This window comes from Pantoea sp. S61 (genome assembly GCF_016625145.1).
Lineage (GTDB): Bacteria > Pseudomonadota > Gammaproteobacteria > Enterobacterales > Enterobacteriaceae > Pantoea > Pantoea rwandensis_B.
Window position 1 is genome coordinate 111,051 of sequence record NZ_JACVUO010000008.1, and the last position, 12,410, is coordinate 123,460.

General features: G+C 54.2%; 8 protein-coding genes. 4 read left to right on the forward strand and 4 right to left on the reverse strand.

Translation table 11 applies throughout. From position 1 onward, the window contains the following. Positions 1–14: 14 nt before the first annotated feature. Positions 15–1,646, forward strand: coding sequence for a sensor histidine kinase (locus tag IAE30_RS16410; protein ID WP_200680452.1), 1,632 nt, complete (start codon positions 15–17; stop codon positions 1,644–1,646). Next, positions 1,643–2,362, forward strand: coding sequence for a two-component system response regulator DcuR (dcuR, locus tag IAE30_RS16415; protein ID WP_045813914.1), 720 nt, complete (start codon positions 1,643–1,645; stop codon positions 2,360–2,362). Before IAE30_RS16410 ends, dcuR begins: the two co-directional genes overlap by 4 nt. Here dcuR and IAE30_RS16420 read toward each other — a convergent pair. Both IAE30_RS16420 and IAE30_RS16425 read right to left on the reverse strand, forming a co-directional pair. Continuing rightward, on the reverse strand, positions 2,356–3,315 hold the full coding sequence (locus IAE30_RS16420; protein ID WP_200680453.1) for an FAD:protein FMN transferase: 960 nt from the start codon (positions 3,313–3,315) through the stop codon (positions 2,356–2,358). The genes dcuR and IAE30_RS16420 overlap by 7 nt on opposite strands. A 134-nt stretch (positions 3,316–3,449) precedes the next feature. After that, positions 3,450–6,230 (reverse strand): flavocytochrome c, encoded by a 2,781-nt coding sequence (locus tag IAE30_RS16425; RefSeq protein WP_200680409.1) that lies wholly within the window; start codon positions 6,228–6,230, stop codon positions 3,450–3,452. Between the two features lie 606 nt (positions 6,231–6,836). On the opposite strand from IAE30_RS16425, the gene IAE30_RS16430 reads away from it, so the two are divergent. Beyond that, on the forward strand, positions 6,837–8,348 hold the full coding sequence (locus IAE30_RS16430) for an anion permease (RefSeq protein ID WP_045813912.1): 1,512 nt from the start codon (positions 6,837–6,839) through the stop codon (positions 8,346–8,348). A 164-nt stretch (positions 8,349–8,512) separates the two neighbouring features. Next, positions 8,513–10,156, forward strand: coding sequence for a class I fumarate hydratase FumA (gene fumA / locus IAE30_RS16435; protein ID WP_200680411.1), 1,644 nt, complete (start codon positions 8,513–8,515; stop codon positions 10,154–10,156). Between the two features lie 79 nt (positions 10,157–10,235). On the opposite strand, the gene IAE30_RS16440 is transcribed toward fumA, so the two are convergent. Both IAE30_RS16440 and IAE30_RS16445 read right to left on the reverse strand, forming a co-directional pair. After that, positions 10,236–10,400, reverse strand: a complete 165-nt coding sequence (locus IAE30_RS16440) for a hypothetical protein (RefSeq protein WP_167540449.1) — start codon at positions 10,398–10,400, stop codon at positions 10,236–10,238. 194 nt (positions 10,401–10,594) lie between these two features. Continuing rightward, positions 10,595–12,115, reverse strand: a complete 1,521-nt coding sequence (locus tag IAE30_RS16445; protein ID WP_200680412.1) for an aldehyde dehydrogenase family protein — start codon at positions 12,113–12,115, stop codon at positions 10,595–10,597. Between the last annotated feature and the right edge of the window lie 295 nt (positions 12,116–12,410).

Consider the following 12,410-nt stretch of genomic DNA (forward strand, 5'->3'; position numbering starts at 1 on the left):
TTCAGGGAGCGATGATGACCACGCCTCAACCCGCAATCCCCGCGCGCAAGCGGCCGATGAAACTCAACACACTGGTGACGCTGATGCTCAGCGCGGTGATCGTACTGGTGCTGCTGAGTGTGCACATGTTCTATTTCTTCCAGATTGGTGCCTCAACCCGCGCCCAGCTGGAAGATAAGGCCATGGCGGTGGCCCGCACGCTGGCGAGATCGCCGGAGATTCAGCAGGCGCTGACGCAGCCGGTGGCCAATGCCAATATTCAGCCCATCGCGAAAGCCGTGGAAGAGAGCAACAATCTGCTGTTTATTACCGTCACCAATATGGACGGTATCCGCTATTCTCATCGCAATCCGGAACTGGTCGGTAAGCACTTTATCGGCGAGGACATCGGGCCTGCCCTGCGCGGCCATGAAAACGTCTCGGTGAACAAAGGTTCGCTGGCAAAAGCGCTGCGCGTCTTCACGCCGGTGTATAACGCGGAGGATCGGCAGATCGGTGTAGTGGCGATTGGTATCTCCCTCGATGCCGTCACCGATCAGATCAACGAAAGCCGCTGGAGCATTATCTGGACCATCCTGATTGGTACGCTGGCGGGCGCGATTGGCACCTTTGTGCTGGTGCGCGTGCTGAAACGCATCTTATTCGGCCTCGAACCCTACGAGATTTCCACTCTGTTTGAGCAGCGTCAGGCGATTCTCAACTCGGTTAAAGAAGGCGTGGTGGCAATGGACGATCAGGCGCAGGTGACGCTGGTGAATCAGGCCGCGCGCACCCTGCTCAATGAGCCGTCGTCCAGCGGCATGATCGATAACGAGGGAATTGATGATGCCTCGGTGATCAATCAACACCTGCGAGATGTGCTGCACAGCGGCCGTGCGCGTCGTGATGAAGAGCTGAATGTGAATGGACGTTTGCTGTTGTGCAATACAGTGCCGGTGCGCAGCCAGGGACGTATTATTGGTGCGGTCTGTACTTTCAGGGACAAGACCGAAATCAGCCGACTGATGCAGCGTCTGACGGGCATGGTAAACTACGTCGATGCGCTGCGGGAGCGCTCGCACGAGTTCATGAACAAACTGCACGTGATCCTCGGCCTGCTGCACATGAAAAACTATGCGCAGGTGGAAGCGTATATTTTGAAAACCGCCAATAATTACCAGACTGAGATTGGCTATTTGCTGGATCGCATCAAGTCACCGGTGATTGCCGGTTTCCTGCTAAGCAAGATCAATCGCGCCTCGGATTGCGGTCATCGCCTGACCATCAGCGATGCCAGCTTTGTGCCGGATAGCAGCAACGAAGACCAGATGGCAGCCCTGATCACTGTGGTCGGTAATCTGGTGGAGAACGCCATTGATGCGCTCAGCGAGCAGACCGAAGGCGAGATCCACGTGATGCTGCACTATCAAAAAGGCTGGCTGGCGTGTGAAGTGAGTGATGATGGCCCCGGCATTGAGCCGGCCAATCTCGCGACAATTTTTGATAAAGGGTTCTCCACTAAAGGAGAGAACCGTGGCGTGGGCCTGTTCCTGCTGAAACAGCAAACGGAAAACCTCGGTGGCGGCGTGACCGTTGAGTCAGAACCCGGCGTCTTTACCCAATTTTTAGTACAACTTCCCTGGGATGGAGGAAACCAATCCGCATGATCAATGTGTTAGTGGTCGATGATGACGCCATGGTCGCTGAACTGAACCGCTCGTTTATCGGTCAGGTTCAGGGCTTCCACTGCTGTGGAACCGCTTCAACCCTGAAGCAAGCCAAAGAGATTCTGTTCAACAGCGACACCCCGATTGATTTGGTGCTGCTGGATATCTATATGCAGCAGGAGAATGGCCTCGATCTTTTGCCGGAACTGCGCAAAGCCCAGAGTTCGGTCGAGGTGATCATCATTTCATCCGCTGCCGATGCCGAGAACATCAAAACCTCGCTGCACTACGGCGTGGTGGATTATCTGATCAAGCCGTTCCAGTTCCCGCGTTTTGAAGAGGCGCTGACCAGCTGGCAGCAGAAGAAGTCGTTAATGGATAATCAGCACTATTATCAGCAGTCTGATGTTGATCTGTTGATCCATGGCAACCCGGCAACGCAGCATGACAACAAGCGCTTGCCGAAAGGCTTAACGCCGCAGACGCTGCGTACCTTGTGTCAGTGGATTGATGCCCATCCCGGCCATGAGTTCTCCACCGATGAGCTGGCGGCAGAAGTGAATATTTCGCGCGTGTCATGCCGTAAATATCTGATCTGGCTGGCACAGATTAATATTCTGTTCACCAGCATTCACTACGGCGCAACGGGCCGTCCGGTGTATCGCTATCGTTTACAGCCGGAATACCATTCGCTGTTGCAGCAATACTGTCAGTAACGCAGCTGCCAGGCGAAATCGCGCTGCTGGAACTGGAAGTGGCGCGGTGAAGAGCAGATGATCTGTCGATCGCGCGTCACAAACACCGCATCCAGATCGGGCTGGTTGGCCAGATAGGCCAGCCCCTGCTCCACGCCCATGCCGTACAGCAACGTCGTGTAGATGTCACCATCCAGAGAGCGATCGGAAATCACCGTCACGCTCAGCAACTCGTTATCCAGCGGATAGCCGGTATGTGGATCGAAGATATGGTGCCAGCACTTGCCGTCCAGTTCGAAATAGCGCTCGTAAATCCCCGATGTCACCACCGATTTACCCTGCACCTGTAATACGCCCAGCAGTTCATCCTCGCGTCCAAACGGCTTTTTCAGGCCAATGCTCCAGCCTTGTGGCTCATGCGGCGGTGCGCCGAGTGTCTGCACATTGCCCCCGAGATTGATCAGCGCCTGCGGCACGCCCTGCTGGCGCAAAAACGCCTGCACCACATCAGCGATATAACCTTTGGCGATGGCCCCGAGATCGATCTCCATGCCCGGCTGTTGCAGAAACACCGAACGATCTTCCTCATTGAGGATTACCTGGTGCGCATCGGTCAATGGCAGCAGTGCGGCTATTTCATCAGCGGGAGGGACGGCATGGCCCTGAAAACCAATCTTCCAGCGTTTCACCACCGGGCCGATAGTGAAGTTAAACGCGCTGCCGGGCGACACACTGACGGCATGCGCCACGCTGATTAGCCGAAACACGGCCTCACTGACGCGCACCGCATGGCGACCCGCCGCCTGGTTAATCGACATCACTTCGGATTCAGCACGATTAACGGTGAACAGATTTTCTTGCTGCTTGATAAGTTGAAAGACCTGACGGGCTAAGGTGGGATTATCGTCGAACAGTTTGAGCAGAATGGGAGAACCCATCAGAACAGCGGAGTAAGAGTAGACGCCTTCGGTCATAGAGCCTCGTTTACCCGCCATATTGCGCGCCAGTGCCTTGTGCATGTCACCCGGTGACCAACGCTTGTCAGTCACCGGAATTCACACTCTAACGCCTTACTCTGGTACGCAATATTTTGGGTAATTAACGTTAATTAGTTTCCTAACGCCAGTTTAGCCGCATTGTGACCGGCCTTGATACCGAAGATGATGATATCCGCCACCGCGTTACCACCGATACGGTTAGCACCGTGGATACCGCCGACCACTTCACCGGCTGCCCAGGCACCTGGAATCACCTGTTTCTGTGCATCCAGCACCGCGGTATCGGTGTTGATGGTGACACCGCCCATGGTGTGGTGCACGCCCGGGGCGATGCGGATGGCGAAGTACGGGCCTTTGTTCAGCGGGTGACGCAGCGCCGTCTTACGACCGAAGTCTTCATCATCCTGTTTCGCCACAAACTCGTTGTAACGACCGAGTGTGGTTTGCAGCGCTTCCTGATCCATGTTGAGTTTCACCGCCAGGTCGTGCGGCGTCGGTGCACTAATCACAAAGCCTTTGGCGATGTATTCGTCGGCGGCTTTGTTGTTGGCGCGGACCTGCTCATCAAACACGATCCATGCACTTTTCTCTGGCAGTGCGATGATCTCAGCAGAGACTTTGTCACGGGTTTCCATCTCATTGTAGAAACGCTTACCGGCCTGGCTGACCAAAATCGCCCCGCCGCCGCGCATCGCTTCAGAGATCAGATAAGAAGTGGTCTGTTCAACCGTTGGGTGAATCTGGATCTCGCCCATGTCCACGGTGTCCGCGCCAATTTTCTGCAGCATGGCGATACCGCTACCGGTGGCACCTTTGTGGTTGGTGGTGACGAAGCCATCCAGTTCAGGGCGATATTTCACCACCATCTCGCGGTTGGCACTGAAACCGCCGGTGGCAACGATCACGCTCTTCGCATTGAGAATGCGGCTGTCGTTGTACTCATCCACCACTTTGACGCCGGTGACGACACCGTTTTCCACCAGGATTTCTGAAACGGAGGTCTCCAGCAGCACTTCGATTTCACGCTGGTTGACGTTTTTCACCAGGCCGCTGATCAGGAAGCCACCGACGGCAGAACGGTCTTCCGGGCGGTGCGTGCGGTCAATACTCATACCACCGGTGATGGTGATGTCGCACAGCTCGATATTTTTCGCGGCCAGCCACTCAATCGCTTCTGGCGCCTGCTCAACAAACTCGCGCAGCAGCACCGGGTTGTTTTTGAATTTACCGCCCTTCAGCGTCTCTTCGTAGAACAGCTCTTTGCTGTCTTCGATGCCTTTGAGTTTCTGATAGCGGGTTTCGGCGGCGTTCATGCCCACCGAGGCTTTGATGGTGTTACCGCCAATGGTCGGCATCTTCTCGATGATCACCACGCGTGCGCCGTCATCGTGCGCCTGAATCGCCGCCGCCAGACCGGCACCGCCCGTGCCCACCACTACCACGTCATAATTGACCGGTGCGTTCGGGTTACCGCCCTCTTCAATCACATACTCTTTGCTTGACGTAGTCAGTGCGCGGGATACCGCTTTTTTCAGCGCCTCACTCTGCGTAGTGGCGCCGGTGATGGCATCGACGTGCGGGCTGTTCGCCACCAGAATGCGTTCACGCAGGCTTTCGAAGGTGCTGGTGAAATCGACATCCAGACTGGGGTCCGGCACCAGTGAGATATCGGTGATACGGTCCGTGTCGAGCGTCACGTTGATTTTCAGTTTCAGCGCTTCGGCTTCGACTTTCGCCTGGTAAACCCCGGCTTTGTATTTGCGATGGCCGTCGCTGACGTCGCGGATCATCGCATCCACCAGCGAGAAGCGCCACAGCGGTTCTGGAATCGTCAGCGCCTCACGTTTGGTACTGTCGATATAGAGTTCCATGTGTTCATTTTTGATGATGCGATCCGCCCAGTCCGGATAGGCGATGCAGGCTTTACCGACCGCCACCAGATCAAACCCGTGCTCCAGCGCATTCTCAGCATCTTCTTTATTCACCACACCGCCCACACCAATCACCGGCACTTTCGCCAGCGTGGCAGAGCGCTCGGCCAGATATTTGGTGATCAGTGGCGTTGGATCTTGGGTATCGACAATGGATGGACGCAGCAGCTGGCCGACTGAGAAGTGCACGTAATCGAGACCGCGCGCCGCCAGTTTTTCCAGCAGATACATCGTGTCATCCCAACGGATACCGGGGACTTCCAGCTCTTCCGGTGAGAAACGATAGCCGATGATGAAATCTGCCGCCGCAAAGCGATCGGCCATTTTATGGGTGATCTCCAGCACTTCCATTGGAAAGCGTGCGCGGTTATCGCGGCTGCCGCCCCATTTGTCGTCGCGCTGGTTGGAGTTAGGGGAGTAGAACTGCTGGATCAGATAGGTGTTTGCGCCGTGGATCTCAACACCGTCAAAACCGGCTTTAATCGCGCGGTTTACCGCATCACCAAACTTGGTGATCATCACATCGACTTCTTCGGCGGTCAGCGCTTGCGGTTTGGTGGCACCGTCACGCGGTGCAGCAATAGCGCTCGGTGCAACAGGGGTTTTACCACCAATCAGCGCCGGTTCCACCATGCGGCCACCGTGGTAAATCTGCAGAATGGCTTTTGAACCTTCCGATTTGATCGCATGGGCGATTTTCGCCAGCCCGGCAATTTTGTTGTCGCTGTCGATACCCAACGCGCCAGGGAAAGCAGGGCCACGATTATCAATAAAGCAGCATTCAACAATCACCGTACCGATACTGCCCGCACGTACGCGGTAATACTCGACCAGATCGCTGGTGACACCGCCGTCAAAATAGCCGGTACAGGTGGTCATCGGGGCCATCACCAGACGGTTTTTCAGCACCGCACCTTTCGGCAGCGTTAGCGGGTTAAGGATTGGGGTGAGCTTATTCATAATGAGCAACTCCAGAATTAAGAAATTGTGTATTCAATTCTTTGGCGGTTCGGCGCGGCTTTATAATTATTTAAGTGGTCCGATTTCATGGCGTAAATATACCATTTTATTTAGTTACATAACCCAGAATGTTAGTTATATAAGTTTTACGTTTGGAAATGATATTTGATGCTCATTGCCAGAATAGGCGCTCCGCTAAGTTTTAACCAAGACTTGACAAAAATCAACCTTTTCCTTACATTTAAAACAAATGCTGTACTATCATAAAGATAAAAGCCTCCAACCCGCCTCATTTTGCTCGATTTTTCGCGTTTCGATAGTTTGTAGCGTTTAATCCACAGCAGATAGAAAGTTAAATAAAAAGCAAAAGATAAAAATTAAAAAACAGTGCATATTTTTTATTGATCTAGATCAAAAGAGATATTTTAATTAATCGCATCTTAGCTGCATTCAATTGATAATTCGCGTATCGAATTTGCAAAGCAAAGTTTCATCAAAGCACAAAATTTAAATTGTCACGACTCATCTGCTGCACGCATGTTGAAACCAAAAGAACAGTGTGTTCGTGACAATCAATCGCATTCTTCCTAACTTGCAGACAAAACTATGAACACACAAACAACCCAGAGTGCCTCCCCCGTAGTGCCTCCTGCGGCGCCGGGGAAAAAGAATCGCCTGATTATGTTGTGCCTGCCGATCATCGTAGCGGTGCTGCTGCTGCTGGTCCCTACCCCTGCCGGGCTGGAACCCTACGCATGGCACTTCTTTGCTATCTTCGTTGGCGTGATTGTCGGGCTGATCTTTGAGCCGCTGCCCGGTGCGGTTATCGGCCTGACCGGCGTGGTGGTGATAGCGCTGTTCAGCCAGTGGGTGCTGTTTAGCCCGGCCGAACTGGCGGACCCCAAGTTTAAAACGGCGGCGCAGTCGTTCAAATGGGCAGTGAGTGGCTTCGGCAACTCCACCGTCTGGCTGATCTTCGGTGCCTTCATGTTTGCCGCCGGCTACGATAAAACCCAGTTCGGACGCCGCCTGGCGCTGATTCTGGTGAAGTATCTCGGCCGTCGCAGCCTGACGCTCGGTTACGCCATCACCTTCGCTGACCTGTTACTGGCACCGTTTACGCCCTCTAACACCGCGCGCAGCGGCGGTACCATCTACCCCATTATCGCCAACCTGCCGCCGCTGTACGGTTCAAAACCAAATGACCCGAGCGCACGTAAGATTGGTTCTTACCTGATGTGGGTTGCCATCACCGCTGCCTGTATCACCAGTTCGATGTTCCTCTCTGCGCTGGCACCTAACCTGCTGGCACTGGCGCTGGTGAAAAGCGTGGTGGGCTTCGAAATCTCCTGGGGCATGTGGTTCCTCGCCTTCCTGCCACTGGGCGTGCTGTTGATTCTCACCATGCCGCTGCTGGCTTACTGGCTCTATCCGCCAGAAGTGAAGGTCAATGACGAAGTGCCACGTTGGGCGACCGCTGAACTGGCGAAGCTCGGCAAGCTGTCACGCAATGAAATCCTGCTGCTGGTGTTTGTGGTCTCAGCATTAATGATGTGGATCTTCGCTGCAGCATGGATTGAACCGGCGATGGCTGCCCTGCTGGTTATCGTGCTGATGCTGTGGACCGGTGTACTCAACTGGAACGATATCACCAGCAACAAAGCGGCATGGAATACCTTTGCCTGGTTCGCCACCCTGGTCGCTCTGGCGGATGGTCTGGCGCGTGTGGGCTTTATCGCCTGGCTGGGTAAAGAAGGTGCGCAGCTGCTGCAAGGTTATGACCCACAAGTCTCGGCGGTGGTGTTGCTGGTTGCCTTCTACTTACTGCACTACCTGTTCGCCAGCACCACGGCGCACACCACTGCGCTGTTGCCTGCGATGCTGACCATCGCCGCCTCGATTCCGGGCATCAACATGCCAGTGTTCTGTTTGATGATGTGTGTATCCTTAGGTGTGATGGGTATTATCACCCCGTACGGCACCGGCCCAAGCCCGATTTACTACGGTAGCGGCTACCTGCCAACCAAAGATTACTGGCGTCTCGGTACCATCTTTGGCGCTATCTTCCTGATTGCTCTGATGGTTATTGCCTACCCATGGATGGTGATGATGTTCTGATGATGTTGCTCCGATGTTAAAATCGGAGCCGCGCAGAGCCGTGAAAGTGTTATGATGCTCGCCAGTCAGTCCTTGCGGAGGGCTGGCGAGAGAAAATCAAAAAACAGATCGCCTAATTTGTCACCTGCCACTCTGACAGGCGACACGAAGCTAAGTGAGCCAACATGTCGAACAAACCCTTCTATTATCAGAATCCCTTTCCTCTCGCCAAAGATGATACCGAATACTATCTGCTGAGCCGCGATTACGTCTCAGTAGCCAACTTCGATGGCGAAGAGGTGTTGAAAGTCGATCCTAAAGCCCTGACGCTGCTGGCGAAGCAGGCATTCCATGATGCTTCATTCATGCTGCGCGCCTCGCATCAGGCGCAGGTTGCCGCGATTCTGGTAGATGACGAAGCCAGCAAGAACGACAAATACGTTGCCCTGCAGTTCCTGCGTAACTCGGAAATCGCCGCCAAAGGCGTGTTGCCGACCTGCCAGGACACCGGCACGGCAATTATCATGGGCAAAAAAGGCCAGCGCGTCTGGACTGGCGGTGGCGACGAAGCCGCGCTGTCACAAGGAGTCTATAACACCTTTATCGAAGACAACCTGCGTTACTCACAGAACGCGGCGCTGGATATGTACAAAGAGGTCAATACTGGCACTAATCTGCCGGCGCAGATCGACCTCTACAGCGTGGATGGCGACGAGTACAAATTCCTGTGCATCGCCAAAGGCGGCGGTTCTGCCAACAAGACTTACCTGTACCAGGAAACCAAAGCGCTGATCACCCCAGCCAAGCTGAAGAATTATCTGGTGGATAAGATGATGTCGCTCGGTACCGCAGCCTGTCCGCCGTACCATATCGCGTTTGTGATTGGCGGCACCTCAGCAGAAAGCACGCTGAAAACCGTGAAGCTGGCATCAACTCACTACTACGATTCGCTGCCAACCGAAGGTAACGAACACGGTCAGGCATTCCGTGACGTCGCGCTGGAGCAGGAGCTGCTGAAAGCCTCACAAGAGTTGGGCCTTGGCGCACAGTTTGGCGGTAAATACTTCGCCCACGATATTCGCGTGGTGCGTCTGCCACGTCATGGCGCTTCCTGCCCCGTCGGCATGGGTGTGTCCTGCTCGGCTGACCGTAATATCAAAGCCAAGATTAACCGTGAAGGTATCTGGATTGAGAAGATGGAAGACAATCCAGGCCGCTACATCCCGGAAGAACTGCGTCAGCAGGGCGAAGGTGAAGTGGTGAATGTCGATCTTAACCGCCCGATGAGTGACATTCTGGCGCAGCTGTCATCCTATCCCGTGGCGACCCGCCTTTCGCTGAACGGCACCATTATCGTGGCGCGTGATATTGCCCACGCCAAGCTGAAAGAGCGCATCGACAACGGCGAAGGTCTGCCGCAGTACATCAAAGATCATCCGGTGTATTACGCAGGCCCGGCGAAAACCCCGGAAGGTTATGCCTCTGGTTCACTTGGCCCAACCACCGCGGGTCGTATGGACTCTTACGTTGATCTGCTGCAGGAAAACGGCGGCAGCATGGTGATGCTGGCAAAAGGCAACCGCAGCAAACAGGTGACCGATGCCTGTCATAAACACGGCGGCTTCTACCTCGGCAGCATCGGCGGCCCGGCAGCGGTGCTGGCGCAGCAGAGTATTAAGAGTCTGGAGTGCGTGGAGTACGCGGAACTGGGAATGGAAGCCATCTGGAAGATTGAAGTCGAGAACTTCCCGGCGTTTATCCTGGTGGATGACAAAGGCAACGACTTCTTCCAGCAGATCCACAATCAGTGTTCTGCCTGTGTGAAGTAAGGCTTTAAGCCGTGCTAAAACAAAAAATCCGCGGCTAACAGGCTGCGGATTTTTTTATGGGGTGAGCACTACGCGGCGCTTACATCGCACCGATTTGTACGTCGAGCAGCATATCGGCATCATCATCGTTTTGACCAATCACGTAAATCGCCTGACGGCCCGGCAGATTCACCGTGATGATGTGCTGATCGTCGGCATCCAGCACTTCATCATGCTGCTGCTGAAATTTATGCAGTGTGTTCATGTTATCTCCTTAAAATGGCGCACTATCTTAGATTCCCTACTGTTTAATATCGTCAAGACACGGCTTAAATGTAGCGGAATTGTCTGTATTCGTGATGCAGGCACTCTGTCATGACGAAATGACCATCAGATTAAAGAATTCACACAAATTTTTGACAGTGAATCAGGCAGCGGTTTGACCCGCTGCCAGTTGGCTTAAAAGAAGCCCAGCGGTTGCGTGCTGTAGCTCACCAGCAGGTTTTTGGTTTGCTGGTAGTGATCGAGCATCATTTTATGGGTTTCACGGCCAATCCCGGATTTTTTGTAGCCGCCAAATGCGGCATGTGCCGGATAGAGGTGATAACAGTTGGTCCAGACACGACCCGCTTTAATCGCTCGTCCCATGCGATACGCGCGGTTGATGTCACGGGTCCAGACGCCAGCACCCAGCCCATAAATCGAGTCATTGGCGATGGCGAGGGCTTCTGCCTCATCTTTGAAGGTCAGCACACCGACCACCGGCCCGAAGATCTCCTCCTGGAAGACGCGCATGCTGTTGTCGCCTTTCAGCAGCGTGGGCTGGATGTAGTAGCCGCTATCAAAAGCTTCACCGATTTTCTCCACGCCACCACCGTGCAGCACCTGAGCGCCCTCTTGCTGGGCGATTTCCAGATAAGAGAGGATTTTATCGAACTGCTGCTGCGACGCCTGCGCGCCAATCATGGTTTCGGTATCCAGCGGATCGCCGCGTTTGATAGTTTTGATACGTTTCATAACGGCTGCCATAAACGGCTCAAAGATCGACTCCTGTACCAGCGCACGCGACGGACAGGTACAGACTTCCCCCTGATTCAGGAAGCCAAGCACCACGCCTTCTGCCGCTTTCTCGATAAAGCTCTCTTCCGCATCCATGATGTCTTCAAAGAAAATGTTCGGTGATTTACCGCCCAGCTCAACGGTAGACGGAATCAGGCTTTTCGCCGCCAGTTCGAGAATATGCCCGCCGGTGGCGGTAGATCCGGTAAAGGCGATCTTGGCGATACCCGGATGTGACGCCAGCGCTTCACCGGCTTCTTTACCGTAACCGTGCACCACGTTAATGACTCCCGGCGGCACCAAATCTTTAATCACTTCCATAAACAGGGTGATCGACAAAGGCGTTTGCTCAGCCGGTTTTAGCACCACGCAGTTACCGGCACCCAGCGCCGGGGCCAGTTTCCACGCCGCCATTAACAGCGGGAAGTTCCACGGAATGATTTGCCCGACCACGCCCAGCGGTTCATGGAAGTGGTAAGCGGCGGTGAATTCGTCGATTTCCGCTGCGGTGCCTTCCCGTGCACGCACACAGCCCGCGAAGTAGCGGAAGTGGTCTACCGCCAGCGGCAGATCGGCAGCCAGGGTTTCACGCACCGGCTTGCCGTTATCCCAGGTTTCGTTGACTGCGATATATTCCAGTTTCTCTTCCAGTCGATCGGCGATTTTCAGCAACACCAGCGAACGTGCCTGCGGGGAAGTTTTGCCCCAGGCATCCGCAGCGGCCTGTGCTGCCGCGACTGCGTTATCGACATCGGCTTTGTCCGAGCGCGGGAACTCGCCGATGGTGGAACCGTTAATCGGGGTCGTGTTGACGAAGTAATGACCGTTCACCGGCGCAACGAATTCGCCGTTGATAAAGTTGCCATAACGCGATTGCAGAGTGATGAGAGAACCTTGTTCTCCCGGAGCAGCGTAACGCATGGTGTTTCTCCTTGCGGGACAGAGTGGCGAATAACAACTATGAAACTTGTTATTAACATTGATCGATCAATGTCAGCCTGTCAGATCGCAGAGCGGGAAACTGTGACCGCACCGAAGGAAAATTCCGGGATTGTTGATTTGAGATTTAGCACAGGCGCTAAGCCAGGATTGCTACTAAAGAAAAAGCCTCTGTCACAACAGTTTTCGGTCGCCATAAATGGCAACCCTACCATCCTCATGCACGATTTTCGTAGGGAGCACATTTATGCACATTAGAAATACGCGTAAACCTCCC

Excerpts from the sequence above, each read along its gene's own strand:
- IAE30_RS16410 (WP_200680452.1), top strand. The coding sequence starts at position 15 with ATGACCACGCCTCAACCCGCAATCCCCGCGCGCAAGCGGCCGATGAAA.
- dcuR (WP_045813914.1), top strand. The coding sequence starts at position 1,643 with ATGATCAATGTGTTAGTGGTCGATGATGACGCCATGGTCGCTGAACTG.
- IAE30_RS16420 (WP_200680453.1), bottom strand. The coding sequence starts at position 3,315 with ATGACCGAAGGCGTCTACTCTTACTCCGCTGTTCTGATGGGTTCTCCC.
- IAE30_RS16425 (WP_200680409.1), bottom strand. The coding sequence starts at position 6,230 with ATGAATAAGCTCACCCCAATCCTTAACCCGCTAACGCTGCCGAAAGGT.
- IAE30_RS16430 (WP_045813912.1), top strand. The coding sequence starts at position 6,837 with ATGAACACACAAACAACCCAGAGTGCCTCCCCCGTAGTGCCTCCTGCG.
- fumA (WP_200680411.1), top strand. The coding sequence starts at position 8,513 with ATGTCGAACAAACCCTTCTATTATCAGAATCCCTTTCCTCTCGCCAAA.
- IAE30_RS16440 (WP_167540449.1), bottom strand. The coding sequence starts at position 10,400 with ATGAACACACTGCATAAATTTCAGCAGCAGCATGATGAAGTGCTGGAT.
- IAE30_RS16445 (WP_200680412.1), bottom strand. The coding sequence starts at position 12,115 with ATGCGTTACGCTGCTCCGGGAGAACAAGGTTCTCTCATCACTCTGCAA.